General features: G+C 64.0%; 22 protein-coding genes. 18 read left to right on the plus strand and 4 right to left on the minus strand.

Annotation, left to right across the window (positions count from 1 at the left end):
* Positions 1-70: 70 nt before the first annotated feature.
* Positions 71-910 carry a PhzF family phenazine biosynthesis protein gene (locus PRZ03_RS01395; protein ID WP_273598681.1) on the plus strand — a complete coding sequence of 280 codons (840 nt, stop codon included), beginning with the start codon at positions 71-73 and terminating at the stop codon, positions 908-910.
* On the plus strand, positions 907-1,998 hold the full coding sequence (locus PRZ03_RS01400) for an aldo/keto reductase (RefSeq protein ID WP_273598682.1): 1,092 nt from the start codon (positions 907-909) through the stop codon (positions 1,996-1,998). The genes PRZ03_RS01395 and PRZ03_RS01400 overlap by 4 nt, the downstream gene beginning before the upstream one ends.
* Here the strand turns inward: PRZ03_RS01400 and PRZ03_RS01405 are convergent.
* Entirely contained in the window at positions 1,953-4,265 is a 2,313-nt protein-coding gene (locus PRZ03_RS01405; protein WP_273598683.1) for a putative bifunctional diguanylate cyclase/phosphodiesterase, read from the minus strand. The two genes, PRZ03_RS01400 and PRZ03_RS01405, sit on opposite strands and share 46 nt — an antisense overlap.
* Positions 4,266-4,462: 197 nt before the next feature.
* On the opposite strand from PRZ03_RS01405, the gene PRZ03_RS01410 reads away from it, so the two are divergent.
* The 15 genes from PRZ03_RS01410 (at position 4,463) to PRZ03_RS01480 (ending at position 20,297) form a co-directional block, all read left to right on the plus strand.
* Positions 4,463-5,794, plus strand: coding sequence for a tryptophan--tRNA ligase (locus tag PRZ03_RS01410; RefSeq protein ID WP_273598684.1), 1,332 nt, complete (start codon positions 4,463-4,465; stop codon positions 5,792-5,794).
* Between the two features lie 137 nt (positions 5,795-5,931).
* A complete protein-coding gene (locus tag PRZ03_RS01415) occupies positions 5,932-7,632 on the plus strand; it encodes an AMP-binding protein (protein WP_273598685.1) in 1,701 nt (566 codons plus the stop codon).
* Between the two features lie 35 nt (positions 7,633-7,667).
* Entirely contained in the window at positions 7,668-8,819 is a 1,152-nt protein-coding gene (locus PRZ03_RS01420; protein WP_273598686.1) for a helix-turn-helix domain-containing protein, read from the plus strand.
* Positions 8,820-8,941: 122 nt separating this feature from the next.
* Positions 8,942-10,084: an alpha/beta hydrolase family protein gene (locus PRZ03_RS01425; RefSeq protein WP_273598687.1), complete on the plus strand. Its 1,143-nt coding sequence runs from the start codon at positions 8,942-8,944 to the stop codon at positions 10,082-10,084.
* A gap of 51 nt (positions 10,085-10,135) precedes the next feature.
* Positions 10,136-10,528, plus strand: a complete 393-nt coding sequence (locus PRZ03_RS01430; RefSeq protein WP_273598688.1) for an MAPEG family protein — start codon at positions 10,136-10,138, stop codon at positions 10,526-10,528.
* Positions 10,529-10,956: 428 nt separating this feature from the next.
* Positions 10,957-11,394 carry a type II secretion system major pseudopilin GspG gene (gspG, locus tag PRZ03_RS01435; RefSeq protein WP_273598689.1) on the plus strand — a complete coding sequence of 146 codons (438 nt, stop codon included), beginning with the start codon at positions 10,957-10,959 and terminating at the stop codon, positions 11,392-11,394.
* Between the two features lie 56 nt (positions 11,395-11,450).
* Positions 11,451-12,647, plus strand: coding sequence for a type II secretion system F family protein (locus tag PRZ03_RS01440; RefSeq protein WP_273598690.1), 1,197 nt, complete (start codon positions 11,451-11,453; stop codon positions 12,645-12,647).
* Entirely contained in the window at positions 12,644-14,188 is a 1,545-nt protein-coding gene (locus PRZ03_RS01445; RefSeq protein WP_273598691.1) for a GspE/PulE family protein, read from the plus strand. The genes PRZ03_RS01440 and PRZ03_RS01445 overlap by 4 nt, the downstream gene beginning before the upstream one ends.
* Positions 14,181-15,596 (plus strand): PilN domain-containing protein, encoded by a 1,416-nt coding sequence (locus tag PRZ03_RS01450; RefSeq protein ID WP_273598692.1) that lies wholly within the window; start codon positions 14,181-14,183, stop codon positions 15,594-15,596. The genes PRZ03_RS01445 and PRZ03_RS01450 overlap by 8 nt, the downstream gene beginning before the upstream one ends.
* On the plus strand, positions 15,593-16,165 hold the full coding sequence (locus PRZ03_RS01455; RefSeq protein WP_273598693.1) for a hypothetical protein: 573 nt from the start codon (positions 15,593-15,595) through the stop codon (positions 16,163-16,165). The genes PRZ03_RS01450 and PRZ03_RS01455 overlap by 4 nt, the downstream gene beginning before the upstream one ends.
* Entirely contained in the window at positions 16,162-16,725 is a 564-nt protein-coding gene (locus tag PRZ03_RS01460) for a hypothetical protein (protein WP_273598694.1), read from the plus strand. The genes PRZ03_RS01455 and PRZ03_RS01460 overlap by 4 nt, the downstream gene beginning before the upstream one ends.
* Positions 16,722-18,905: a secretin N-terminal domain-containing protein gene (locus tag PRZ03_RS01465; protein WP_273598695.1), complete on the plus strand. Its 2,184-nt coding sequence runs from the start codon at positions 16,722-16,724 to the stop codon at positions 18,903-18,905. Before PRZ03_RS01460 ends, PRZ03_RS01465 begins: the two co-directional genes overlap by 4 nt.
* Positions 18,906-18,908: 3 nt before the next feature.
* Positions 18,909-19,376, plus strand: coding sequence for a type II secretion system protein (locus PRZ03_RS01470; protein ID WP_273598696.1), 468 nt, complete (start codon positions 18,909-18,911; stop codon positions 19,374-19,376).
* Positions 19,376-19,765 (plus strand): type IV pilin protein, encoded by a 390-nt coding sequence (locus PRZ03_RS01475; RefSeq protein ID WP_273598697.1) that lies wholly within the window; start codon positions 19,376-19,378, stop codon positions 19,763-19,765. Before PRZ03_RS01470 ends, PRZ03_RS01475 begins: the two co-directional genes overlap by 1 nt.
* Positions 19,766-19,772: 7 nt before the next feature.
* On the plus strand, positions 19,773-20,297 hold the full coding sequence (locus PRZ03_RS01480) for a type II secretion system protein (protein ID WP_273598698.1): 525 nt from the start codon (positions 19,773-19,775) through the stop codon (positions 20,295-20,297).
* 74 nt (positions 20,298-20,371) lie between these two features.
* Here PRZ03_RS01480 and PRZ03_RS01485 read toward each other — a convergent pair whose 3' ends face one another.
* The 3 genes from PRZ03_RS01485 to PRZ03_RS01495 all read right to left on the minus strand — a co-directional run bounded on the left by PRZ03_RS01485 (position 20,372) and on the right by PRZ03_RS01495 (position 24,838).
* Positions 20,372-23,476, minus strand: coding sequence for a S8 family serine peptidase (locus PRZ03_RS01485; protein WP_273598699.1), 3,105 nt, complete (start codon positions 23,474-23,476; stop codon positions 20,372-20,374).
* 63 nt (positions 23,477-23,539) lie between these two features.
* On the minus strand, positions 23,540-24,217 hold the full coding sequence (locus PRZ03_RS01490) for an NF038120 family PEP-CTERM protein (RefSeq protein ID WP_273598700.1): 678 nt from the start codon (positions 24,215-24,217) through the stop codon (positions 23,540-23,542).
* Positions 24,218-24,421: 204 nt separating this feature from the next.
* Complete coding sequence (locus PRZ03_RS01495; RefSeq protein ID WP_273598701.1) at positions 24,422-24,838, minus strand: hypothetical protein; 417 nt, start codon at positions 24,836-24,838, stop codon at positions 24,422-24,424.
* A 383-nt stretch (positions 24,839-25,221) separates the two neighbouring features.
* Between PRZ03_RS01495 and PRZ03_RS01500 the strand changes: the two genes are divergently transcribed.
* Entirely contained in the window at positions 25,222-25,635 is a 414-nt protein-coding gene (locus tag PRZ03_RS01500; protein WP_273598702.1) for a hypothetical protein, read from the plus strand.
* Positions 25,636-25,661: the final 26 nt, after the last annotated feature.

Here is a 25,661-nt window from a genome sequence, read left to right on the forward strand (position 1 = left end):
CGGCGAGGCTGGCGGACCCGGCCCCAAGCGCGCAAGATACGCAGCTATTCCATCCCAAGCGGCTCTTGATATGCACCCAAATGTTCTTCTAAAGATTTCTGCCTTCTCCGACGGTCAAGCCGGCGGCAACCCGGCTGGCGTTCTCATCGCGCCGCAGCTGCCTGCTGACGCCGAGATGCAGCGCATTGCTGCCGACCTGGGATTTTCTGAGACGGTGTTTGCTCAGCCTCAGGGCGAGGCCTGGCGTGTGCGCTACTTCTCGCCCGAAAACGAAGTGCCGTTTTGCGGCCATGCCACCATCGCTTTGGGTGCTGCGCTGGCTCAGCAGCAAGGTGAAGGCAAGTTCGAACTGATCCTGAACAATGCCAAGATCAGCGTGGAAGGGCGGCGCGCGGGCGCGCTGTTTGCTGCCGCGCTGCAGTCACCACCAACGCGCAGTGCGCCTGCCGAGCCGGCCTTGCTGACGGCGGCGCTGGCGCTCTTCGGCCTGCAGGCGGACGATCTCGACCCCCGTTTGCCGCCGGGGCTGGCCCATGGCGGGGCTGACCATCTGGTGCTGGCCTTGAAGTCGCGTGCCACGCTGGCCGCCATGAACTACGAGTTGGACGAGGGTCGCAAGCTGATGTTGGCTGCAGGCCTGACTACCATCCTGCTGGCCTATATTGAGGGGCCGCAGCTGTTTCACACCCGCAATGCCTTTGCCTGCGGCGGTGTGCTGGAGGACCCGGCCACCGGCGCGGCTACCGCTGCGCTGGCTGGCTATTTGCGCGACTTGGGATGGCCGCATGGCGGCGTGATCGACCTCGTGCAAGGCGAAGACATGGGCTTGCGCTCCTTGTTGCGCGCCGAGATACCCGCGGCGGCTGGCAGCTCCATCCGGGTCTCCGGGACGGCGAGAGTGTTGCCATGACGCAGTCCATCCGCCGCCTTGCCGGACAGGATGTTCCCGCCATAGGCCTGGGCTTGATGGGCATGAGCGAGTTTTACGGCGCGCATGATGACGGCGAGTCGCTGGCTACCTTGCATGCTGCCTTCGAGCTCGGGGTGCGCCATCTCGACACCGCCGACACCTACGGCGCCGGTCATAACGAGCAATTGCTGGGGCGTTTTGTGGCCGAGCTCAAGCCCGCGCAGCGTGCAGAGTTGCTGATTGCGACCAAGTTCGGCATCAATCGCCCGCCCGGTAGTCATGCCGGCCCCCAGGGCCGCCGCATCGCGGCGTCCAGCCCCCCAAGGGGGAGCAAGGAAGCTTGGGACGGCCCGGCGCTTCCTTACGAGCGCCATATCGACAACTCGCCCGCCTACATCCGCGCCGCCTGCGAGGACTCGCTCAAGCGGCTCGGGGTGGAACAGCTTGGCCTTTATTACGTCCACCGGCGCGACCCGGCCAGGCCTATCGAGGCGGTGATGGACAGCTTGGTGGCGCTGAAGGCTGAGGGCAAGATTGCGGCGATCGGCCTGTCCGAGGTCAGTGCCCAGACTTTGCGGCGTGCCCATGCGGTGCATCCGGTGGCGGCCTTGCAGAGCGAGTATTCGCTCTGGGAGCGCGCAGCCGAGCAAGAGATGCTGCCGACATGTGCCGCGCTGGGCGTGGCTTTTGTGGCTTACAGCCCGCTCGGTCGGGCGCTGCTGAGCGCGACGATGCCGGCCACGCAAGACCTGGCCCCGGATGATTTTCGCCGCATGCTGCCGCGCTTTAACGGCGCAGCCGGTGCGCACAACCGGGCTTTGGTGGCGCGTCTTGCTGAGCTGGCCGCCGCTTGGGGCATGCCGCCCTCGCAATTGGCCTTGGCCTGGATCTTGAACAAGCATCCGCATGTGTTGGTGATTCCGGGTACGCGTCGGCAGACCCATCTGGGCAGCAACTGGTCGGCCGGACAAATCGCCTTGAACGCCGTGCAAGTGGCCGCTTTGGATGCCTTGTTCGCGGCCGGCGCGGTGGCCGGTGAGCGCTATACCGAGGGCGGCTGGGTGGGCATCGAGTCGGTACGCAGCTGAACGCCGAGGGCGGCGGCCAGCAAGACGCCTGCAGCTGCTGCAGACAAGGGCCGACCAAGGTGATAACCCTGCAACTGCGTGCACCCCAGCGCCTCGGCAGCCTGCGCCTGCACCTCGGTCTCGACGCCCTCGGCCACGATCTCCAGCTGCAAGGAGTGGCCGAGCACGCAGGTCGCCCTGACCACGGCGCTGGCTTGCGCCTCGGGCAGCGGGTCAATCATGCTGCGGTCCAGCTTCATCGTGCTGATAGGCAGATTGCGCAGCATCGTCAGCGACGATTGACCGGTGCCGAAGTCGTCCAGCGAGCACAGCACGCCGGCCTTGCGCAGCCGGTGCAGCTGCGGTAGCACTCGGTCCACATGGCCGATCGCGGCGGTTTCGGTGATTTCCACCTCCAGCGCGTCATGCGGCAGGTGGCGCTCGTCTAGCAATGCGAGCAGCCGGCTGGTGAAGCCGGCGTCGTCGAACTGCAGCGGTGACACATTGACGGCCACCGGCAAGACCTGACCCTCGGCGTCCAGCCATGCGCGCAGCTGGGCGGTGGCGATGTCCAGGATCAGCTCGCCCAGCGCCTTGATCTGACCGGTGCGCTCGGCCGCCGGCACAAAATCGGCCGGGCTGACCCGGCCCTTGCCAGGCCGCTCCCAGCGCACCAGCGCTTCGAAGCCGCAGAGCTGGCGGCTGCCGGCGCGGAACTTGGGTTGGTACTCGAGCAAGAACTCGCGCTCGGTGATCGCTTTGCCCAAGGACTGCTCGGCATCAAGTCGGGCACGCGAGGCGCCGTTCATCGCGATGTCAAAGAACATAAACGATGCGCCGGCGCTGCCCTTGGCCCGGTGCATGGCCGAGTCGGCCGCGCGCAACAAGCTGGCACCATCGCCGCCGTCTTGCGGGAACAGCGCCGCGCCCAGCGACATATGCACAAACAGCTCGGCCCCTTCGACGGCAAAGGGTGTGTCCAGCAAGGCGAGCATTTGCTTGGCCAGCACCTGCACGCTGGCGCTGTCGGCCTCGCCTTCAAGCAAGACCAGAAACTGATCCTCGCCGAGTCGGGTCAGCTGTGCCTGCGGCGGCAGACGGTTGCACAGGCGCCGCGCGACTGCTTTCAGCAAGGCATCGCCCACCGCGTGCCCCAGGCTCTCATTGACCAGCTGAAAGCGGTCCAGATCGGCGGAGATCAGCGCGAACGGCGGTGCGCCCAGATAGGTCATTTCGCGCAGGCGTTCGAGCGCGAAATTTCGATTCGGCAGGTCGGTCAATTCATCGTGCAAGGCCTGGCGGCGCAAGGCATCCACAGCGCGTTGGCGTGAGCTGTCGTCCACCATGACCATCAATTCGGCGGGTGCACCGTCCCACTCCAAATGGCTTGAAAGCCCACGGATGAGCAAAGGGCGGCCTTGCATATCGAGGCGGGTCGCCTCCCATTCGATGCGCGCTTCGGGGTTGCTCAGGGCGCGCTGGTGCCGCTCCCGTGCGGCGTTACGCAGTTCCTGCGGCACCAAGGCGTTGACCAAGTCTTCGGGCTGCTCGCTGCTGCCGGGGGCAAAGCCAAAAATATCTCTCGCGGCCGGGTTGGCGTAGACCACCTGGTGGTTTTGCAGCACCACCAGGCCTTGCAGCGAATGCTCGGCGAGCTTGCTGAAGCGCTCGGTTTGGCGCCGGGTTTCGGCGTGCGCACGGGCGACGGAGAGCAGGATCAGGCCGAGGGAGAGCGTGGTTTGCACCAGCAGGCCGCTGACATAGGTGATCATGGACCTGGCTTGCGGCTCTAGCCAAGGTGCGCTGAAATGAACCAGCGCCAATGCCAAAAAGCCCAGGCTCACCCAGCGCTCGGAGCGTCGACCGCGCCGCCACAGCAAAAAAGCACTGGTCATGCAACCCAAGGCCATCACGGTGGCGCCGAAGAGCAGCGCACTGCGAAAGTCACGCGAGCCCAGGACGGCCAAAACCAGCATGGTCGTTGCAAACAGCGGCAGCGCCCGACCCCAGCGCAGCGTTCGGCCCCGGTAGTCGAAGGCGCCCGCGACCTGGAGCAGTTGCGAGGCCATCAAAGCCATCGAGGCGAGCAGGGACTGAATGTCCTGGGCCGGGCCGGCTGCAATGACGCCATGCAAGACCGGGCCCAAGCTAAGGCCGCAGCCTAAGAGAATCCAGCTGAAGCCCCACCAGCGCACATAGGCGAAGCGCCGATCTTGCTGCCATAGCAGCAGCAGGGCGATGCCGAACATCACGTTGAGGCCGGCGCTGATCAGGAGTAGCAAGGTCATGACGGCTAGCGGTTTGTCCGGCCTTCGCTCAATTGCTGATGAGGCTTGATGCTAGCCGTTCATGGCAGGCTTGGCACGCCAATAATTGCGTGAGTGAGCGGCGCAACGTCATGCTGTGACAATGTCGGACCTGTTTCGCCCTCGCGCTGCGTCACCCGCAGGCCGGGCTGCTCATTGATTTGCCAGTTGATCCGACCATGACTCAAAGCACAAATTCTCCCGCCCTTCAACGCGTACTGACCGGTATCACCACCACCGGCACCCTGCATTTGGGCAACTATGTCGGCGCAGTGCGCCCCGCGATCGCCGCCAGCCAGGAGGCCGGTGTGGAGAGTTTTTTCTTCATGGCCGACTATCACGCGTTGATCAAATGCGATGACCCCGAGCGCATCAACCGCTCGCGCCTGGAAATTGCCGCCGTCTGGCTGGCCGCCGGACTGGACACTTCGCGCGTGACCTTCTATCGCCAGAGCGACATCCCCGAGATCCCCGAGTTGACCTGGCTGCTGACCTGCGTCACGTCCAAGGGTCAGATGAATCGCGCCCATGCTTACAAAGGCGCGGTGGACGCCAATGTGGCCGCCGGCGAGGACCCGGATGCCGGCATCACCATGGGCTTGTACAGCTATCCCATCCTGATGGCGGCCGATATTTTGATGTTCAACGCGCACCGCGTGCCGGTCGGCCGCGATCAGGTTCAGCACATCGAGATGGCGCGTGACGTGGCGCAGCGCTTCAATCATCTGTTTGGCCAAGGTAAGGAGTTCTTTGTCTTGCCCGAGGCCAATGTCGAAGAGGACGTGGCCCTGCTGCCGGGGCTGGACGGCCGCAAGATGAGCAAGAGCTATGACAACAGCATTCCGCTGTTCGAAGGCGGCGCCAAGGGCCTGAAAGATGCCATCGCCCACATCGTCACCGACTCCAAGCTGCCCGGCGAAGCCAAAGATCCGGAAGGCCAGACCTTGGTGACGATTTACGATGCCTTCGCGACGCCAGCGCAGCGCGAGCAGTTCCGGGTCGAGCTGCGCGCCGGCCTGGCCTGGGGCGAGGCCAAGCAGCAATTGTTCGAACTGATTGATGCCGAGATCGCACCGCTGCGCAGCCGCTATGAGGCCTTGATGGCGCAACCCGAGTTGATCGAAGCGACGCTGCAAGAGGGCGCGGCCAAAGCGCGCGCGATTGCAGCACCACTGTTGGCCGAGCTGCGCCAAGCGGTTGGTTTGCGTAATTTCTCGGCGCCGGCCGTGGTGGCCGCGCCGGTCAAGAGCCTCAAAGTGGCATTGCCCGTGTTCAAGCAGTTCCGCGAAAGCGATGGGCAGTTCTATTTCAAGCTCAATGCGGCCGACGGCAGCCCCTTGCTGCAAAGCGCGGGCTTCGCCGGCGGACGCGATGCCGGTCAATGGGTGGCACGGTTGAAGCGCGAAGGCGCGGCCGCGCTGACGGGCGCGCCGGTGCATCTGGCCGCCGGCGTAGCCCATCAACAGGTGGCCGAAGCCCTGAAAGCGCTGCAAGCGGCCGAAGCCGAGTGAGTCTTGCGTGCCATGGAACTGGAACTAGAGCCGTGACTCTGAAGCACCACATCCCCGCATAAACCCGCTAGGCTGCGGGCGTGACCTTGGCTAGTCTCAAACCCTGAATGTCATAAATTCAACGGAGACAGAAAATCATGCCGACCATTCCCGCCGACAGCCTAGCCCTGCAGCGCTTCTATCATTGGGAGCGCAGCCTGGGCCCCCGTGTTGCCTTGACTCAGCCTATGGGTGGTGGGGCGGTGCAGGAGCTGACCTGGAGCCAAGTCGGCGACCAAGTGCGGCGCATGGCCACGCACCTGAAGGCGCAGGGCGAGGCACAGGGTTGGGGGCCCGGCGCCAAGGTGGCGATCCTGTCCAAAAACTGCGCCTGGTGGTTGATGAGCGATTTGGCCATCTGGATGGCCGGTTATGTCTCGGTGCCGCTCTACCCTACCTTGGCGCCCGAGACCATTCGGCAGATCTTGACGCACAGCGAGGCCAAGGCCTGTTTTGTCGGCAAACTCGATGGCTGGGCCGGCATGAAGCCCGGCGTCCCCGACGGTCTGCCTTGCATCAGCTATCCGCTCTCGCCCGACGATGCGAAGAAGTCTTACGAAAGCTGGGACGCGATCTGCGCGCGCAATGAGCCGCTGGCGGGCGAGCCCATGCGCCAGGCCGACGACTTGGCCACGCTGATCTACACCTCGGGCACCACCGGCGCGCCAAAGGGCGTGATGCATTCCTTTGGATCCTTCGCCTGGGCGCTCAGCGCCGCGCTCAAGCGCATTCCCATGAGCGCCGACGACCGCATGCTCTCTTACCTGCCGCTCGCACATGTGGTGGAGCGCGTCTTGGTGGAGCATGGTTGGTTGCGCACCGGCTTTGCCGTCTACTTTGCCGACAGCCTGGACACCTTTGCCGCCGACCTGCAACGTGCCCGCCCGACCATCTTCTTCTCGGTGCCGCGCCTGTGGGTGAAGTTCCAGCAGGGTGTGCAGGCCAAAATGCCGCAGAAGAAGCTCGATTTCCTGCTCTCCTTGCCCATCATCGGTGGTTTGGTGCGCCGCAAGATCATGAAGGCGCTGGGTCTGGACCAATGCAGGATCGCCGCCGGCGGCGCCGCGCCGATGCCGGTCGCCTTGCTGCAGTGGTACCGCAAGCTCGGCCTGAATATCTGCGAAGGCTACGGCATGACCGAGAACCTGGCCGTCTCGCACATCACCCTGCCGGGTGCCGATCAAATCGGCACCGTCGGCCCGGCTTATGAGGGCATAGAGACGCGCGTCGACCCGGCCAATGGCGAGCTGCTGATGCGCAGCCCCGCTTTGATGTTGGGTTACTACAAGCAGCCGGAGCTGACCGCCGAGGTGATCACTCCGGACGGCTGGCTGCGCACCGGCGACAAGGGGCAAATCGATGCCCAGGGCTTGTTGCGCATCACCGGCCGGGTCAAGGACTTGTTCAAAACCAGCAAGGGCAAGTATGTGGCGCCGGCGCCGATTGAGGATCGCTTGGGTCAGCATCCTTCTGTCGAAGCCTGCGTGGTGACGGGTGCCAGCATGGGGCAACCGGTCGGTGTGGTGATGCTGTCGCCCGGTGCAGCCGGGCATAGCGGCACCGCAGCCGAGCGTGACGCACTCAGCACCCAGCTGAGCGCCCATCTGGACGAGATCAACGCCGGGCTCGACCCGCATGAGCAGCTCGACTGCCTGGTCGTCATCAAGACACCATGGACGGTCGACAACGGCTTCATCACGCCTACCTTCAAGATCAAGCGCAACCGGGTCGAAGAGGTCTACGGGCCGCAGCTCGAGGGCTGGGTCGGCGAGCGCAAGAAGATTGTGTTTGGTGACTGAGCGGCGAGCGCCGGGCGGCGTTTTATCATCGCGCCATGCCCATCCAACCCGCGCCGTCCGCTGAGCTCGTAACTGCAACGATTGACGGAGCTTTGCGCGGCGGCTTGGTGATTTGCTTGGGCTTGCTGGGCGCCAATCTGCTGCGTGAATCGGCCGCCCGCCGCAGCGCAGCGGCGGTTTTAGGCGCTTTGCTGGCCTTGGGTCTGATCGTGCAGGCCATCAGTTCTTCGCCGCTGTTTGAAGCCGGGGTGTCCGGCCTGGGGCAGGCGCCCTGGGTTGCGGTGGCAGTGGGCAATGCGCCCTTGTTCTGGCTGTTCGCCCGCGCCTTGTTTGATGATGAATTCGTCTTGGCCCCTCAGCATGGCCTGGTCTGGTTGGCGGTGGCGGGCCTGAGCTTTCTGAACTGCGCCTGGTTGGCCGGCCAAACCCAGCATTGGCCGCTGGCCGCCGCTGCCGTGCTGCTGCAGCGACTCTTGCCGCTTGTGTTCGGCGTTTTGATCGGGCTGACGGCGTTGCGCCATTGGCAGGGCGATTTGGTCGAGCGGCGGCGCCGCCTGCGGGCCTTCGTTGTGATCGCCGGTGGCCTGTATATGGCGGCGATGGTGGCGGTGCGTCTGCAAGCACCGCAGGGCAGGCTGTCTGATTTGTCGGCCAGCCTGGACATGGCCGGATTGCTGCTGATCGTGCTCGTGCTCGCATGGGGCTTGTTGCGCTTGCCGGTGACGGGCTTGCTGGCGGCGCAGGCGGTGCAGGCGAATTCGGGCGAAGCTTCGCTCGCGTCGCCTTTGGCCGATGTTAAAAAGGCACCCGCCGTGAAGGAGGGTCCCGACCTGGCCGAGCAGGACTTGCTCGCGCGCTTGCAGCGGCTGATGCTGGAGGAGCGTTTCTATCGCAGTGAAGACCTGACCCTCGCCCGCTTGGCCGAGCGCATGCAATTGCCCGAGTACCGGCTGCGCCGTCTGATCAATCAAGGCTTGGGTCAGCGCAACTTCAGCAGTTTCGTCAACAGCTACCGCTTGGATGAGGCCCGCGCGGCTTTGGCGGCGCCGGCACGGCGGTCGACCCCGGTGCTGACCATCGCTTTGGAGGCGGGCTTTCAATCCATCGGCCCCTTCAACCGCGCCTTCAAGGCCGCCACCGGCCTGACGCCGAGCGAATACCGCCAACAAGCGCTGGCCGATTCCTGAAATCGGCCTGTGCGAAAGCTGCAATCGCGGCTTTCGGCCAGACGGGCGCGCCCACTTTCCGCATGCTGCGGGCCACAAGTCCAAAGGCGGGTGCCTTGGATATGGCAATGTGGGGAGTGGGGATGAAGCTGCTTGATGTGGTCAAACTGAAATGCTTGGGGGTGAGCTTGGGGCTAGGCTTGATCCAGCTCCCGGCCTTGGCCAATATGGGTATGACCGAGATCGCCGTCCCTGCCGGGCCTGTGGCTGCTGAGCTGGCTGGACCGGTCACGCTCTTTTATCCGACGCTCGCGCCCGAGCAGACGCTGGCCTTTGGCCGTATGAGCATGCGCGTGGCGGCCGGTGCGGCGCCGCTGCCGGGCAATGGGCGGCTGGTGCTGATCTCGCATGGTTCGGGTGGTTCGCCCATCGTGCATTCCGATCTGGCGCGGGCGCTGGTCGAGGCCGGCTTTGTTGTCGCCATGCCCGAGCACCGGGCCGACAACTACAAAGACCCGAGTCGGCCCGGCCCGGATTCCTGGAAGCTGAGGCCGGCTGAGATGTCGCGGGCGATTGATGCGGTGGCGGCTGATGCACGCTTTGCGCCCTGGCTGAAGCTGGACAAGGTCGGCGCTTACGGCATGTCGGCTGGGGGCCATACCGTGCTGAGTCTGGCCGGCGGGCGCTGGTCGCCGGCGGGCTTCAGAGCCCATTGCGAGGCTCATCTGGAAGCGGATTTCCAGGCCTGCGTTGGCTTGACGACCCAGCTGAACGGGGGGTGGCTGGATGGCCTCAAGCAGTGGCTGGCGCGCCAAGTGATAGCCGTCAAATTTGCCGACGCCCAGCCGCAGGCCTATAGCGACCCGCGCATTGCGGCCGTGGTCGCGGCGGTGCCGGCGGCCGCTGACTTTGACATGAGCAGCTTTGCGCGGCCGCTCATCCCGTTGGCCTTGGTGACAGCGCGGCAAGACCGCTGGCTGCATCCGCTGTGGCATAGCGATGCGGTGCTCAAGGCTTGCGGTGGCGAATTTGAGCGCCCCCAGGCCGACGACCTACGTCGTCCGTCCCCCGAGGGGATCAAGAAAGGTCGGGGCGGCCCATCCCTTTCTTGTGAATGGTTGGCCGATCTACCGCAAGCCGGGCATGGCGCTTTGCTGTCGCCGCTGCCGCCTGACTTGAGCGGTTTGTTGGGTGAACTGCTGAATGATCCGCCTGGTTTCGAGCGGGCATCCTTGCCCGCGCTTGACCGCTTGATCGCCGATTTTTTCATGCGGCATTTGTTTTGAAATGGGCCAACTGGCCCCAGAATGCGGGCAACCCTTCGCTTCAATCCGCCTATGAACGCCGTTATTTTTGTCAGCCTGCTGGCTGTTGTGCAATACATGAGCCTTGCGGCCTTGGTTGGCCGAGCCCGTTCGGCCTATGGCATCAAGGCGCCGGCCATCACCGGTCATGAAAAGTTTGAGCGTTACTACCGGGTGCAGATGAACACGCTGGAATTGCTGGTGGCCTATTTGCCGGCCTTGTGGCTGGCCGCTCAGTTCTGGTCTCCCAATGGGATGGCAGCCATCGGGGCGGTCTATCTGTTGGGGCGCACCCTGTATGCGCGCAGCTATATCCGGGAGCCGGCCAGCCGAGGCCTGGGTTTCTTGCTCAGTCTGGTTCCCATTGTGATTTTGCTGGTGGCGGGCCTGATCGGGGTGATGCTGGCGATGCTGGAATCGGTCTAACCGATCCGCGGTCTTCCAAGTTCAAAAATTCCTGTTGCCCCGTAGGCCCGCAGAATAGAAGATCAAAGGGCCGGCGTCCTAATCTCTGGCCATTCATTGGCTAGACCTTGTTGGCAAGCGCCGTCTTCGCCCATGTTCTTGCGGCATGCGCCGAAAGACCGGTCAGTTGGGCGCGACGCAATCATCCAAACTCAAGCACGGCACCGTCTGAGGGAACTCTCTCAAGTCGGGGTGCATGCGCTCGCCATGAGCCATACAGATTGTCATGCTCGGCCGCTAAAGTGTCATATGCCCCCCGTCACGGGGGGGCGGTCAAGCCCCAATGGCGGCATGGCCGGGTGGGTGAAATAGTACCGAGCGAAGAGGCTAGGTGGCGGCAAATGCGGCAACCGGCGATCAAGCAACAAACAAATTTATCTGAAATATTCATGGTTTCATTCTGCGTAAGTGATGGCAAAAAAAAGCCTGAGGGCGGGTTCACTCTGCTTGAATTGCTGGTGGTGATGGTCATCATCGGCTTGCTGGCGGGCTATGTGGGCCCGAAGTTTTTCGGCCAGATCGGCAAATCCGAGGTCAAGGCGGCCAAGGCCCAGATCGACGGGCTGCAAAAGTCACTCGATCAATACCGGCTGGACGTGGGTCGTTACCCCACGACCGAGCAGGGTTTGGCGGTGTTGGTCGCCAAGCCGGCCGACGAGCCGCGCTGGGCCGGTCCCTATCTGAGCAAGGCCGTGCCCAAAGACCCCTGGAAGAACGATTACCAGTACCGCTCGCCGGGTGAACATGGCGAGTACGACCTGCTGTCCTTTGGCCGTGATGGCCGCCCGGGTGGCGAAGGTGAAGATGCCGACCTGGTCAGTTGGTAAGCATCTGACGGTTGTATTTTTGCTAGTTTTTTGATCGTGCCCGCAGCGGCCAGCCCATGCCTGTTTACCTGACCCGCGTTTTTCACCCCGACGGGGTGCGCACGCAACGCGTAGACGCGCCCGACCGCCAGTCGGTGGCCGCCGCCTTGGGTGTGGCGCCCCAGCATGTGCTGGATGTGCAAGAAGCCGCGCCTGCCAAGCTCGGACGCGCCGGCCGCAGCGCCGGCAAGAAATTCCCCTTGCAATTGTTCAGCCAGGAGTTGGCCGTGCTCTTGGACGCGGGCATCTCCTTGCTGGAAGCGCTCAACACCTTGCGCGAGAAAGAGGCCAGCGAATCGGTCGGGCTGGCGCTGGATGCGGTGATTTCGCATATCGAGCAGGGCCAGGCCTTGTCGGTGGCGTTGCGCGAGCAGCCGCAAGCCTTTGATGAATTGATCTGCGCCATCGTCGCCGCCAATGAGCGCACCGGCCAGCTCAGCGCTGCCTTGGCCCAACATGCGCGCTACCTGGCCTGGGTCGAAAGCCTGCGCGCGCGCCTGATTGCTGCCTGCGTCTACCCGCTGATGTTGCTGACTGTGGGCGGCGCGGTGATTCTGTTTTTGCTGCTCTATGTCTTGCCGCGTTTTGCCGGCATTCTGGACGGGCTGGGCAATGACTTACCTTGGGCCTCGCGGGTCTTGATTGGCTTTGGCCAAACCGCCGGTGCCCATCCTTTTGCGGTGCTCGCGGGCATTGCAGCGGTCGTCGTGCTGGCCCTTGCCGTTTGGCGCAGCCCAAGTCTGCGCCGGCGTGTGCAGGCCAGCTTGTGGACGCTGCCCGGACTGGGGCCGCGCCTGCGTGTGCTGGCCTTGGCGCGCCTGTACCGCAGCCTGGCCATGCTCTTGGCCTCGGGCGTGCCGGTGCTGGCCTCGCTGCGCATTGTTCAAGATGTGGTGGCCGAGCCCTGGCGGCCGGCGGTGGCTGCAGCGGCGGCGCAGATTGAGCGCGGCGAGCGCTTGTCCGAGGCGCTGGAAGCGAATGATCTGGCCACGCCGGTGGCGCGCCGCATGGTGCGGGTGGGCGAGCGCAGCGGCGAGGTGGCGGCGATGCTGGAACGCGCGGCGGCCTTTCACGACGAAGAAGCGGCCCGCCTGACCGAGCTGCTGACGCGGGCGATCAACCCGGCGCTGATGTTGATCATGGGTGTGTTGATAGGCGGGATCATCGTGCTGATGTATTTGCCAATTTTTCAGCTGGTGGAGCAAGTCCAGTGAATACTGTCGTTAGCAATCACTCGCTCGCCGGGGTGTTGCCGGCCGAGTTTGGCCCCTGGCAGCTCGATTTCGAGCATTGGCCGCAGGCGCAGGCGCAGCGCTGGCGCGCGGTCTTGGCCTTGGGCGCCGGCGGCCGCAAGATGCTCTTGGGCGACCGCGTGGCCGACCCCTTGCTGCTGCAAAGCGTCGAGGCGCGCTTGCAGGAGCCGGTGCGCTGGCTTCGCTGCGAGGCGGCTGCCATCACCCATTGGCTAGGAGCCGGCGAGGCCGACTTCCGAGCGCTGTCCGACGTCGAAGAGGCGGCCGTCGATGGCGAGGCCGATGGCGGCGCGCTGGAGTTGTCTGCCTTGATGATGTCCGAGCAGGCCAGCCCCGTGGTGCGCCTTCTCAATGCGACCTTGTACGACGCGCTGCAAGACGGTGCCAGCGATGTGCATATCGAATGCACGGCGCGCGGCGCGTCGATTCGGTTCCGCGTCGACGGTGTGATGTCTATGGTGCGCACGGTTGACGGCGCACCGGTGGCCGAGCAGCTGGTGTCGCGGCTGAAGGTGATGTCGGAGCTGGACATTGGTGAGCGCCGCCTGCCGCAGGACGGCCGTTTTCAGCTCAAGGTGCAGGGCCGGGTGGTGGACTTCCGTCTGTCCATCATGCCCAGCGTGTTCGGCGAAGACGCCGTGGTGCGGGTCTTGGACCGCGCCCGCATTGAGCAGACCGGCGGCAGCCTAACTCTTGATGCGCTCGGCTTCCCGCCAGATGAGCGCGCCGCCATCCGCGCCCAAGCGCGCCAACCGCATGGCATGTTGCTGGTGACGGGGCCGACCGGCAGTGGCAAGACCACCACGCTGTACGCGACGCTGGCCGAGATCCACACCGGCGATGACAAGATCATCACCATCGAAGACCCGGTCGAGTATCAGTTGGCCGGCGTGGTGCAGATCCCCGTCAACGAGAAAAAAGGCCTGACCTTCTCACGCGGCCTGCGCTCCATCCTGCGTCACGACCCAGACCGCGTGATGGTGGGCGAAATTCGTGACGCCGAGACCGCACAGATCGCGGTGCAGGCGGCGCTGACCGGCCACTTGGTGTTCTCCACCGTGCACGCCAACAACGCCTTCGATGTGATCGGCCGCTTCATGCACATGGGGCTGGACCTGTACAACGTGGTCTCGGCGCTGAATGCGGTCTTGGCGCAGCGCCTGGTGCGGCTGACCTGCAAGCATTGCGCGCGACCTTTTCAGCCCGATGCTGCGACGCTGACTCGTTATGGCTTGAGCGATCAGCAAGACACGAATTTCCTCAAAGGCGAGGGCTGCGGCCATTGCCGTGGCACCGGATACAAGGGCCGGCGCGCGGTGGCCGAATTGCTCAAGCTCGACGACGCCTTGCGCGACCTGATCGCGGCGCGCGCGCCGATGTCCCAGATCAAGGAAGCCGCCCGTGCGCGTGGCATGAAGCCGCTGCGCAGCATGGTTTTGGCGGCGGTCTGCCGGGGCGAGACCACTTTCGAGGAATTGGAGAGGGTCACCCTCGATGAATAGCAGCCCCTACGCTTTCAAGCGGCTTCGACGGCGCTTGCTCGCCAGCTTCGCGCAGCCGCAAGCGCTCTTCCTTGGCTCCGAAGGCGTCAGCCAAGCCGGCGACGCCAAGCCACAGGTATTTGCTGATTGGTGCCATGCGCATGCCGGCGCGGCGGCCGAGATCACCGTGTCGGCCCAGCTCTTGCATGAGCTGGTCTGCGAGCCGGGCCTGCCGTTGCAGGATGAGAGTGCTTTGCAGGCCTATGCGCGCCAGCTCTTCGGGCATTACTTCGGCGCCGTCGCCAAGCATTGGGCTATCGCCAGTTGGCGCGTGAGCAGCGCAGGCGCGCCGGAACAATGTGGCGCCAGCGCGCTGCATGGCGCGGCCGGTGCGGGCTTGCAGGCCTCGGCCCAGCAATTTGACGTCTCTTTGCGCAGCGTGCAGCCGGCCTGGGCACCGTTGTTGCGACGCTTGGCCGCGCAGCAGCCGGACTGGTTCAAGGCGCCTTGCGCCGCGCTGGCCTGGGTGGAGGGTCAGGTCTTGACTTGGCTGCTGCTGGAGGATGGCCGACCGGGCGTCTTGCGACAGCTGCGCCTGGCCGCGCCCACCCAAGTCGCTTTGGCCGAGACCTTGCGCGAGCTGTGTGGGGTGGGCGAGCCTGCGCACCGGGCCAAGATTTGGGTCGGCGGCTACGGCTTGGACTCGGCTGTGCCTCTGGCCTCGCAGGCCTGGCCGGGCCTGCAGGTCGCCGGGCGCCTGGACGCGCGCGGCCCCGAATTGGCTTGGTTTGAGGTGCCTGCCGCAGCGCGTGCGCTGGCCTTGCCGCTGCCTGATTTTCTGGGCGCTCGCACGCCACGCTCGGGCCTGGCTTGGCCGCTCTTGGGCCTGGGCCTTTTTACCCTGCTGCTGGCGGGCTGGAGCGCAGGCCTTGGTCGGCAGCAACTGCTGCAGGCGGCCGAGCAGCGCGCAGCGCTGCAGGCCGAACTGCGAAACCTAGCCCCCGGCGCGCCCAAGCCGCTCGCCCCGACAAGCAAAACCGCGCCGCTCAAATCGGCCGAGCTGGAGCAGCAGCGTACCGCCGCCGAGGTACAGGGCCTGCTGCGCCAGCCTTGGGAGGCCTTGCTCGCCAATGTCGAACAGGCCGGTGCAGACGCCGGGCCCGCAGGTACGCTGAGTTGGTTGGCTTTGGACTTCAACGCAGCTCGCCAAGAGTTGCGATTGGAAGGTTTGGCGCAGGACAAGGGGGCCGCGCTGGCGCTGGTGGACCGCTTGGCGGCTGCGCCGGCCTGGGGCGATGTGGTCCTGAGCCGCTTCCAGAATGCCGAGCAAGGCCTGTCGGGCCAGCGCTTTGAGCTGAGCGCCAAGCTGCGGCCGAGTTTGTTGCAGCTTGAGCTGGCTGCGCTCGCCGCCAAGGACGAGAAGAAATGAAAACGCGTGCGATGGAATTGAAACTGGCGCTGAAGCGCCTGGGCTGGCCGGGCCTGCTGGGGGCGGCTGCGCTCTTGCTGGCCTTGGTTCTGCTTGTGCAGGGGCAGCGCTGGAGCGCGCAGACTGCACAGACCCAGGCCGATATGGATGACCTGAACCGCCAGCTGCGCAGCCAGCGCGCCGCTGGTTTGCTGAGAGGCACCGCCGCCGCGCCGGCCACCGCGCAGCAATGGCAACAAGCCTTGCCGACGGCGGATCAGCGCCAGCAGCGCCTCGCCGATCTGCTCGAAATCGGCCTGAATATGGGCTTGGTCGGCGCACGCACCGAGCACCGGCTGACGCTTGACACGGCCGCCGGCCTGGAGCGGCTGCGTGTCACTATGCCCTTGACCGGCGGCTATGCCCAGCTGCGCGCCTTCATCGACGCGGCCCTGCGCCATGACCCCGCGCTCAGTCTTGACTCTTTCAAGCTGCGCCGCGCCTCACCGAACGCGCCCGAGTTGGAGGCCGATCTGGTCTGGTCCCTGCATGGCCGCATCGACCCTCGCAGTGCGGGCAGCAAATCATGAGTCAAGCGCAGCAGATCAATTCCAGCCAGCGTCGCTATGTACTGGGCGGCGCTTTGGCCCTGACCCTGGCCGCCACGTTGTGGTCGGCGCTGAGCCCTGACGGTGACGATTCACTGGTGCAGCCGGTGGCCGGCGAGCGGCGGGCGCCTGCTCAGGCAAGCGCGGCGCGCAAGAACGCGCCGGCCGCTGCTGCTGCACCCGCCTTTGTCGTGACCAACTGGGCCGCGGTCGAACGCAAGGCCTGGGATGTGCCGGCCGATGGCTACTTCGCGGCCTGGGCGCCGCCTCCGCCACCGCCCGCGCCTAAACAAGTCGCTGCGCCGCCGGCGCCGCCGCCTGAACCGGTGGCGCCGGCCTTCCCCTATCAGTTGATTGGCCGTTTGGTCGAAGGCGATCAAGCCACGGCCCTGCTGGCCGGCCCTGTGCGCAGCTTGGCCGTCAAGGCCGGTGATGTGGTGGACGGTCAATGGCGCGTCGATCAAGTCAATGAACGCGGGCTCAGTGTGACCTGGCTGCCCGCCAAGCTCCTCCAAACCATTTCGTTCAAGCCCACGCCATGAAGCAGTTATTTTTGACACTGAGTGCTGCCGCCCTGTTGGCTGCCTGCGCGCATCCGGCGCTGCGCCAATCGGATGATTTGGTACGAGCGAATCAGTTACCTCAAGCCTACGAGGTGCTCGAAGCGGCGCGCAAGCTGGAGCCGCATGAACAGTCGCTGCGGGTCGCACAGCTGCGCATCACATCCCAGCTGACGTCCAGGCTGCTGGTGCAGATCGAAGGTCTGCGCTCCGCCGGCCGCTGGGACGAAGCCTCCGAGGCGCTGCAGCGCCTGCGCGAGATCGACCCCAAGAATCCGCGTATCGCTTGGTTCGAGTCCGAACTGGACCGCGGCAGGCGCCAGGAAACCAAGCTGGTGCTGGCCCGCCAAGCCTTACGCGAGGGCAAGCCCGATCGCAGCGAGCAGCTGGCGCGGGAAATTCTGGCCGAGTCGCCCGGCCACGCCGGTGCGCGTTTGTTGTTGAGCCAATCGGCACAGGCGCGGCCGCTGGAGGCCGCCAACACCGATATGGGGCCTGCGTTTCAAAAACCGGTCACGCTGGAATTCCGCGATGCGGCGATGCGCCAGGTCTTCGAGGCCTTGTCGCGCAGCTCGAACATCAACTTCGTTTTCGACAAGGACGTGCGTGCCGACGCCAAGGTGACGATCTTTTTGCGCAATGTGTCGCTCGATGAGGCGATGCGCGTGCTGCTGTCCACCCAAGGGCTGGACCGCAAGCTTTTGAACGACAGCTCTGTCTTGATCTTCCCCAACACGGCGGCCAAGCAGCGCGAGCATCAGGAGCTGATCACCCGCACGCTCTTTTTGGCTAATGCCGACGTCAAGCAGGTGCAGGCCATGGTGCGCACCATCACCAAGGTGCGTGACATCCATATCGACGAGCGCCTCAACCTGATGGTGGTGCGGGACACCCCTGAAGTGATGCGCTTGGTCGAAAAGCTGATCGCCTCGATCGACCTGCCGGATGCGGAAGTGATGTTGGAGGTCGAGGTAATGGAGCTGTCGACCGACCGCGTCACCGATCTGGGGCTGAAGTGGCCTGAAAAGGTCAACTTTGGTTTGCCCTTTGTGGACGGTCAGGTCGAACTGGGCCGGCGCAATGAATTCCGGGCCACGATTGCCAATCCGGCTGTGGCGGCAACGATTCGTGGCACCTCGGGCAATGGCAATATCCTCGCCAACCCGAAAATTCGCGTGCGCAACCGCGAAAAGGCCAATGTGCACATCGGCCAGAAAGTGCCCGTCTTCACCACCACCACCAACTTCACCGGCTCCACCTCGGTGGCGGCCTCGGTCAGCTATTTGGACATTGGCCTGAAGCTCGATGTTGAGCCGAGCATTCAGCTCGACAACGATGTGGTGATCAAGATCGGCCTGGAGGTCAGCAATCTGATCCGCCAGGTCACCGGCCCGGGCGGCACCACCGCCTACGAAATCGGCACCCGCAAGACCTCGACCACCTTGCGCCTGAACGATGGCGAGACGCAGGTCTTGGCCGGCCTGATCAGCGACGAAGACCGCCGCTCGGCCAGCGGCATCCCGGGCCTGTCGGAAATGCCGGTGCTGGGGACCCTGTTCGGTGTGCAGAATTCCACCCGCAACAAAACCGAGGTGGTGCTCTTGATCACGCCGCGCATCGTGCGCAGCCTCGCCGTGCCGGAAGTAGCGATGACGCGCATGGCCAGCGGCACCGACGCCTCGCCGGGGGCTTTCAGCAGCTTGCTCAAAGCTAACGCCAAAGTTGGTGTGGCGGCGGTCGGGGCAAGCCAAGCTGCTGCGCTGGCGCGGCCGATGCCCAATGCAATGACGGCAGCACCCACGGCCGAGGCGGCCAATCAGGAGGTCACGGTGCGTCTGGACGTGAATCCGCAAGTAGCGGCCGGTGGCACCGTCTCGGTGACGCTGAAGAACGATTCTGGCCTGACCATCAAGGGCGAGCTGGAATATGACCCGACCAAGCTGCAGCCGGCCGGTGCCAGCGCGGGCGCCAACCCGGGCCGCCTGCCCGTCGAGTTAGCGCCGCGCGGCGAGCGGGTGGTGGTGCTGCGTGCGCTGCCCACCGCCAACGGTCAGGTGCTCAATATTGGCTTGAACAGCTTGTCCGCCAGCGGGCTGAACGGCGAGAGCCCGTCCGTTCGGATGGAAGGTTCGGGCTTGTTGACGGTGGATGCGCCGCGCTGAGCTATGTCTACACGTGGGTTCACGCTCATAGAAATGCTCGTGGTGCTGGCCATTTTGGCCATGCTCGCCGGCTCGGCTCGGCCGCTGCTGGAGATGTCGGTGCAGCGCAGTCGCGAGCATGAGCTGCGGGCCGGCCTGCGCACGCTGCGCGGCGCGCTCGACGCTTATAAAAAAGCCGTCGAGGCCGGCCAGATCAAGGCCAGCCCCGAGGACAGCGGCTACCCGCCCAATCTGCAGGCACTGGTTGCCGGCGTGCCCGATGCTCGCAGCGTTGAGGGCCGCAAACTCTATTTGCTGCGCCGCCTGCCGCGCGACCCATTTGCCGACCCCAGCTTGGAACCGGCTGAAACCTGGGGCCAGCGCGCGGCCGACAGTCCGCCTGATGAGCCGCGTCCGGGGCGCGATGTGTTTGATGTTTTCTCGCGCTCCGAGCGCCGCGCGCTGGACGGCTCGCGCTACAAGGACTGGTGATGAAGAGTGCCGCAAAACTTAGAGGCTTTACCCTGATCGAGCTGATCGTGGTGATGGCCATCGTCGCGCTGCTGGCCTCGATCGCCGCACCGCGCTATTTCAACAGCTTGCAAAAATCCAAGGAAACCGCGCTGCGCAGCTCGCTGAGCACCATGCGCGATGCGCTCGATCAATTTGCCGCCGATAAAGGCCGTTATCCCGATTCGCTTGAAGAGCTGGCCACGGCCCGCTACATCCGCGAGATCCCCGAGGACCCGCTGACCGGCAGCCGCGAGGCCTGGGTCGTGCTGGTACCGCCGCCCGATGCCGTCGCGACTGGGCAGGTCTATGACGTGCGCAGCGGTGCGGCAGGCCGTGCTAGCGATGGACGTCTCTTTGCGGACTGGTAGTCTGGCCATGCAGCTGCAACGCGGCTTTAGCTACCTCGGCCTGCTTTTCTTCGTCGCCATCACGGCAGCGGGTCTGGCTGCGCTGGGCCAGGCCTGGAGCACGGCCGCGCAGCGTGAGCGCGAACGCGAGCTGGAGTTTCGCGGTGAAGAGATCGCCCAGGCGATAGGCAGTTACCTGAAGACCTCGCCGGGTTTGGCGCAATACCCCGCCAGCCTGGATGACTTGCTGGCCGACCGACGCGGCCCCAAGACCCGCCACCATTTGCGCCGCGCCTATCCCGACCCCTTCACCGGCAAGCCCGACTGGGTGCTGGTGCCGGACGCTGCCAACCCCAAGACCTTCGCTGCGGTGCACAGCCGCTCCGAGCAGCCCTTGCTACGGCAAACCCAAGCCGACGGCAGCGCTGTCGCCAAGGCGCAAGACTGGGTGTTTGCGCCGGCCGGCTTGCAAGCTGCTGCTGTTCTCGCGCCGCCACCGGAGCATCTGGACCCTTTCCCCAGAGCCGCCTCGACTCCTGGGCAAGGGCAATGAAGTTCTGAGAATTGTTAGGACGAAAAAAAGCCCCTGCTAACAGGGGCTTTTGAGTTGCTTGCTTAGCGTGGGGATCAGCGGTTGTCCACCATCACCGCGGTTTTGCCCAAACTCACCGCTGGAGAGCTGCGTGTGTCCAAGAACTCCACTTGGCCGAGATAGCGATGGCCTGGAGCGACCTTCCAGCCTAGTCCGATCGAAGCGCTGCCGCCTTGATAGACCGAGGCCGGCGCGCTGGCGCGCAGAGTCTGGGCGCCAGTCACCGGGCCTAGCACCCAGCTTGACAGGGCGTAGGTCACACCACCGGCGGGAACTGTGTAGCCAATTGCGCAAGCCGAATAGTTGCCGGCCGCCGGCGCGTTCAAGACTACCAACTCATCCGCAGTAGCGCCGCCGCTGCTGCCGACTAGGGTGCCGGTGCCGTTCAGGCCGTTGTAGACCTCAAGATCCAGATCGGACTTGGCCGAAGTGTCGGCGTCAAACAGCTGGAAACGAGCTTGCACGGCGCCTGTTGGCACGGCAACGTTAAAGCATTGGCGCGCACCCGACGCGATGCTGCTGTTGTTGCGTGTAGCCGGCACCAAGCCGACAGCTGCCACACCGAGCGGGCCGGTATAGGCCGACACCACTGACAAGACCTTGCTGCCGCTGCCGCTGGCCCGTACATCAAGCACCTCGACCGGTGCCAAGAAGCCGGCCGCCTTGGCGCTCAAGGGGCTGGTGACTTGCGTCACGCCATCACTCCAGCTCAAGCTGCCGAAGGACCAGGTGTTCACTGGGGACCCTGTATTGAGCGTCAAGGTGGTCGTGAATGTGCCGCTTGCGCCTGGTGCCAAGTTCAAGGTCGAAGGGGTGACCTGCACCGTCCAGCCGGGTAGCGAGGCCGTGGCATTGAAGGTCTTGGTCGCGTTGCTGACGTTGGTGACCTTGCGGGTCAAGGTGCGCGCACCCACCACATCGGTTGCCGTCAGCGAGGCCAAGTTCAAGTTCCAGGGCTGGATGGAGCCGAGGTCCGAGCACTTGCCAATGCCTGCGGGAGGTGTCAGGCCAATGCCGCAGAGGAAACGGCCGTGGTCGGCCGGGCCGCTGTCATAGACCAAGGGCGTTGCTGTAGCACCATTCGGGTTCATATGGCCAGCGCCATAGCCCCAACGATCCAGGTCCGGCGCACCAGAGGCCAGCTTGACGCCGGTCGTCGAGGTCATCAGGGCCGATTTGATGGCGGCCACCGACCAGGTCGGGTGGGCCTGTCTCAGCAATGCCGCAGCGCCGGCCACATGCGGGCTGGACATCGAGGTGCCCTGCAGCGATGCGGCGTTAGGCCGAGGCGTGAAGGTGCCGGCAATCGTGCCATCATGCTCGATCTGGGTCTGGGTGTCGTCGATATAGCCAGCCAAGATGTCAACGCCAGGGCCGGTGATATCAGGCTTCAGGATATTGCCATTGCCCTTGTTGGGGCCACGCGAAGAGAAGCTGGCCATCACGGGCGCCACAACGCCCGTTGCTTGCACGCCCGGGCCGAAGCTGGCCGTGGCTGCATTACCCTGGGCCAGCACGTAGTTGTTGATCGCGGCGTAGGTGCTATTCGTCAGATGCACCGTCGGAACGACATAGGGTTGCAGCAGGGTGGTGTTGGCGGAAGCTGGGGTGTCGCCAATCTTTGGCACATTCTGGATGATCATCGCCGCGCCGCCAGCAGCTTTGACGGCAGCAGCCTTGTCCACCAACACATTGCCACCGCGGTAGCAGATGACCATCTTGCCTCCAGCCTTGGCCGGATCGATCATCGTGTTGGCGGTGCCGCCGTTGGCAGGCAAATAGCAGCGCTCTGCGGCTTCCTTTTCGGCCTGGGGGAGGCTGGCATAGTCGCCCTTGATCACATCAATCGAGCGCACCAATGCGGTACTGGCAACCCCGCTGCCTTGCGCCGATGGGCCGCTGAAGCTGGCGCCTGAGCCCAAGGTCACGTCGGCAATCGTATATCGATCATGGGTCGAAGCTGCCACCGTCATCAGCCAAGGGCTGATGTGCGCCACCTTATTGGCCGGGCCGCTATTTCCTGCCGAAGCCGCCACAAACACGCCAGCAGCGGTGGCGTTCAGATAAGCAATTTCGACATCGTCCGCGATATTGGTCTGAGAGCCGCTGACCGAGTAATTGATCACGTCCACGCCATCCGCAACGGCTTGGTCAATCGCTTTCAAGATGTCGGCCGTGGTGCCGCCGTCGTTGTCGGTATTGCCTGCAGTGTTTTGAGCCGTCCAAAGGGCCTTGTACACAGCGATACGAGCGCGGGGTGCGATGCCAGAGATGGCGCCGATAGGCGCGCCGTTGGCCGCAGCCTGAACGTTGGCATTGCCTCCCGACGTGGAGGCGGTGTGTGTGCCGTGGCCGGCGCCGTCCCGAGGGGATTTGTATTCAAGCCGAGGATGCAACCAGTATTTGCCGCCGCTGTTGGCTGCGCCCTCCAACCAAGCTTCGCCATAAGACCGCGCACCGATCAGCTTGTAGTTACACATGGAGGCGGTGAAGCCTTCGCCGATCTCGCATATGCCTTTCCATTTGGCCGGAGGCGGGCCGTAGACCGGGTTGCCGGATTGGTAATACGGCACGGGTTTTTTGTTGAGGTCTTCTTTGTCGCCAAAGGAAGCGTTCTCGGGCCAAACGCCGGTGTCGATCACGCCGATGATGACGTCTTCGCCCTTGATTTGGCGAGCGGCAGCATCCAACTGAGACCACAGGCCGCCGGGGGCGGTCAGCTGCAAGAAGCCGGGTGTGCGGGTTGTGTCGGCCTTGATCAGCTGCGATTCACGTACCGACGCCACATTGGCCGAGCCCATCAGAGCCTTGGCCTGCGCGTCGGTCAGTGAAGCGGCAAAACCGTTGAAGGTGACGCTATAGCTGTGGATGGGGCGGGGTGAGCCGACTTTGGCCAGCACTTTGTTTTGCTGACCAGCCAGAAAGCTGCGGTACTTCAATACATTGGCACTGGCGGCATTCAAGCGCACGCCGGGGGCCGTTTTGGTGGCGGCCAGACCTGCGGCGCTATTGCCGGCGAAGGTTGCGACCGGTGCATCGTTCAGTTGCACGATATAGACTTTGGTGCCATTGCTCTGGGCGGCTGCACTCAGGCTCAAGGCTGCCAGGCTGACGGCCAGGCTGATACGAAGAAGTTTCATTTGAAATGTCCTTGCGATAGGGAGTTACTTGCGCGTGTTATTGCTTGCTTGCTTGCTGGCGCTTCAACGCGTCCACGAGCGGCGGCGCAATGTCAACGCGGCCAGACCCAGGCCCAGCATCAAACCTACCGATGGCTCTGGCACGGCGCTGACGCTGATGTTGTCGATCGCAAATTGGCCGTTGTTCTGCAGTGACTCTCCGCAGATGCTCACGCCGTCGAAGGAACATGCAAAGAAATCGATCGACTTCACATCGGTGGCATAGGCGAAATGGCCCGGGTTATTCAGAGTCAGAAAGCTCGTTGAATTGAGGTACCAAGCGTTCCAATCCGAGGAATTATCTTGATACGTGGCCACGGCCATGAGGATCACGGTGGGGCCGCTGCTTGCTGGAGGTGTCAGCGGCACAAAGGCAAGGTCAAAGCCATGTAAGCTGAACAAATTGCCGTCGCTGCGCTCCATGTGCAGGCCGCTTTCATTGAGCGCCGTATAGAACTGCGTTGCATTTAGGGTCGGGGCGGCAGCGCCAAGCGCGGCGGCTGTGTCTATGGTGCCGGCATCCAACATGGTTGAAAACCTATAGCCTGCTTGCTCAAAGCTGTCACCAGCAAAGTACAGACCGGTCAAGTTGGCCGGCTCAAAGTCAAGCACGGTAGAGGTCGTTGCTTGCGCAGGCGCGCTGATCAGCATCAAGCATGCGAGGGCGGTGCTGGCGTACAGCGGCCGAATGTTTTTGAACATTGGAACTCCTGGGTAAAGGATTGACGGGTGAGCCGGGGCGCGCATTTCGGCGCCTGGGCTGGACCATATTCGTAACGTGAAGAAATTCACGTTCGGACTTACCCCGATGACTAGGGGTCTGCACTCCCCCCGAAATGAGGGGGGAGTAAATCCTTGTCTTACAGGGAAATCTCTGGTGGAAATTTCTCTTTGATTGGCGCTAGTTCAAATAGCCGCATTGCCGCCGCTATGACGATCATTCAAGACGCACACCAAACCAGAGCCCTTGGGATTGGGGATGCAGCGGGCGCCGGGGTCGGTCACCATGGCGCAGTTGGACACGATGCCGCTGCTTTGGTTTTCCGCCAGGCGCGCGGCGCGATGTTGCTCGAGCAGTGATTGCAGCTTCTTGGGGTCGGTCACTTTGCTGGACCAAGCCAGATAGCTGTCCGGCCCGCCGCAAGGTTTGGCGCCGACGGCGCTGCTGTGACATTGATGCGGGCCATCACAAGCCGCGTCGCCGACCTCGGCCTGTATCCCTCGCCAAAGGGTGAGACTGTCTGCTGCAGGGCTTTGAGTCGCTGCTGCGCTCTCGCTTGACGAGAGCGGCGGCGTGCGAGGTGTCTGTTTCTTTGCATTCATGGGGTCCTCGGCGCAAGCGGCTGTCGTGATTGCTGCAGTCATCCACAGTGCGCTGCGTATTGCTGCCCAGCGCCGGTGAAGCGGCTTGCTCCATCTGCCGCATGCCTGTGATGGGCTGACAAGGGGATTGGTTTTCATGCCACGATAGTCGCGCAGACTCGGTCGAACTGCAAGCGTGTTTGACGCTTGAGTGTCCGCTGCGGTGCGTGTGCGTGTGCGTGTGCGTGTAATACTGTTTAGGACCTTTTGACGAGCAAGCAGCTTTGGGCTGGGTGCTTGTCGACGGGCTTGTTCAGTCTGGTGGCAGGAGTTGTGCAGTGAAATTCGCCGTAACTATCAGCGCATTGCTTGTGTTTGCAACATTGGCGGGGAGCGCGTGCAGCATGGATCAATCGGCTCGACCTGCGCAGATTGAACTGGGCACCCAGTTCAGCCTCAAGGCCGGAGATTTCGCGCAAATGGGCGAAGCGCTTAAGGGCACAGCGGTGCTTGATCGGGCGGGCTTGCGCATCGGCTTTGAGGGCGTCAGCGCTGACTCTCGCTGCCCAAAAGGCGAGCAGTGCATATGGGCCGGTGATGCGACCGTGCGGGTTTGGCTGCAACAAGGTACTGGGCCAAAGGAGCTGCGCGAGCTCAATGCCGCCGAAGGCCTCGCGCAAACCGCCTATGCCTATGGTTATGCATTGCGCCTGCTGAGCTTGGCGCCCTATCCGGTGTCCGGCAAGGCGATTGCGGCCAGCGACTATGTGCTCACTTTGAAGCTGTGGCGAGGCGAGCCCGCCAACACTGAGCGCTAGCCCTTCAAGCGGAGAAGTGACCCGGG

The sequence above is a fragment of the Roseateles albus genome (assembly GCF_028595345.1).
In the GTDB taxonomy this organism is placed as follows: Bacteria; Pseudomonadota; Gammaproteobacteria; order Burkholderiales; family Burkholderiaceae_C; genus Paucibacter_A; species Paucibacter_A albus.

Bases quoted from the DNA above. Each gene is read 5' to 3' on its own strand.
- PRZ03_RS01415 (WP_273598685.1), top strand. From the start codon at position 5,932: ATGCCGACCATTCCCGCCGACAGCCTAGCCCTGCAGCGCTTCTATCAT.
- PRZ03_RS01500 (WP_273598702.1), top strand. From the start codon at position 25,222: ATGGATCAATCGGCTCGACCTGCGCAGATTGAACTGGGCACCCAGTTC.
- PRZ03_RS01440 (WP_273598690.1), top strand. From the start codon at position 11,451: ATGCCTGTTTACCTGACCCGCGTTTTTCACCCCGACGGGGTGCGCACG.
- PRZ03_RS01480 (WP_273598698.1), top strand. From the start codon at position 19,773: ATGCAGCTGCAACGCGGCTTTAGCTACCTCGGCCTGCTTTTCTTCGTC.
- PRZ03_RS01465 (WP_273598695.1), top strand. From the start codon at position 16,722: ATGAAGCAGTTATTTTTGACACTGAGTGCTGCCGCCCTGTTGGCTGCC.
- PRZ03_RS01425 (WP_273598687.1), top strand. From the start codon at position 8,942: ATGAAGCTGCTTGATGTGGTCAAACTGAAATGCTTGGGGGTGAGCTTG.
- PRZ03_RS01395 (WP_273598681.1), top strand. From the start codon at position 71: ATGCACCCAAATGTTCTTCTAAAGATTTCTGCCTTCTCCGACGGTCAA.
- PRZ03_RS01450 (WP_273598692.1), top strand. From the start codon at position 14,181: ATGAATAGCAGCCCCTACGCTTTCAAGCGGCTTCGACGGCGCTTGCTC.
- PRZ03_RS01405 (WP_273598683.1), bottom strand. From the start codon at position 4,265: ATGACCTTGCTACTCCTGATCAGCGCCGGCCTCAACGTGATGTTCGGC.
- PRZ03_RS01455 (WP_273598693.1), top strand. From the start codon at position 15,593: ATGAAAACGCGTGCGATGGAATTGAAACTGGCGCTGAAGCGCCTGGGC.
- PRZ03_RS01475 (WP_273598697.1), top strand. From the start codon at position 19,376: ATGAAGAGTGCCGCAAAACTTAGAGGCTTTACCCTGATCGAGCTGATC.
- PRZ03_RS01495 (WP_273598701.1), bottom strand. From the start codon at position 24,838: ATGAATGCAAAGAAACAGACACCTCGCACGCCGCCGCTCTCGTCAAGC.
- PRZ03_RS01490 (WP_273598700.1), bottom strand. From the start codon at position 24,217: ATGTTCAAAAACATTCGGCCGCTGTACGCCAGCACCGCCCTCGCATGC.
- PRZ03_RS01460 (WP_273598694.1), top strand. From the start codon at position 16,162: ATGAGTCAAGCGCAGCAGATCAATTCCAGCCAGCGTCGCTATGTACTG.
- PRZ03_RS01420 (WP_273598686.1), top strand. From the start codon at position 7,668: ATGCCCATCCAACCCGCGCCGTCCGCTGAGCTCGTAACTGCAACGATT.
- PRZ03_RS01400 (WP_273598682.1), top strand. From the start codon at position 907: ATGACGCAGTCCATCCGCCGCCTTGCCGGACAGGATGTTCCCGCCATA.
- PRZ03_RS01430 (WP_273598688.1), top strand. From the start codon at position 10,136: ATGAACGCCGTTATTTTTGTCAGCCTGCTGGCTGTTGTGCAATACATG.
- PRZ03_RS01410 (WP_273598684.1), top strand. From the start codon at position 4,463: ATGACTCAAAGCACAAATTCTCCCGCCCTTCAACGCGTACTGACCGGT.
- PRZ03_RS01470 (WP_273598696.1), top strand. From the start codon at position 18,909: ATGTCTACACGTGGGTTCACGCTCATAGAAATGCTCGTGGTGCTGGCC.
- gspG (WP_273598689.1), top strand. From the start codon at position 10,957: ATGGTTTCATTCTGCGTAAGTGATGGCAAAAAAAAGCCTGAGGGCGGG.
- PRZ03_RS01485 (WP_273598699.1), bottom strand. From the start codon at position 23,476: ATGAAACTTCTTCGTATCAGCCTGGCCGTCAGCCTGGCAGCCTTGAGC.